Genomic DNA, 288 nt, shown 5'->3' with positions numbered 1-288 from the left:
GTCCGGTAACCTGCATGTACAGGCACGTCTGACCCGTGAATTGCAACAGGATTTGATGCGCGTGCGTATGATCCCGTTTGCCAGCGTGTCTGAGCGTTTGTACCGTGTGACCCGGCAGACTGCCAAAGAACTTGATAAGCGCGTTAATCTGGATATCCGTGGTTCCAGCGTAGAAATGGACCGTGGCGTTCTGGAGAAAATGGTAGGTCCGTTTGAACATTTGCTGCGAAACGCGATTGTGCATGGCATAGAAAGCCGCGAGCAGCGCAAAGCCGCTGGAAAGAATGA

Annotated in this window: 1 pseudogene; it reads left to right on the top strand. The window is 52.8% G+C overall.

From position 1 onward, the window contains the following. Nucleotides 1–288: pseudogene (locus KDM89_RS21835) on the top strand (hypothetical protein); the annotation flags it as partial.

The sequence above is a fragment of the Cognatundibacterium luofuense genome, from assembly GCF_018139685.1.
Lineage (GTDB): Bacteria > Pseudomonadota > Gammaproteobacteria > Burkholderiales > Burkholderiaceae_D > Undibacterium > Undibacterium luofuense.
The sequence above is the reverse complement of the archived record's forward strand: the minus strand, read 5'-3'. Positions and strand labels throughout refer to the sequence as shown.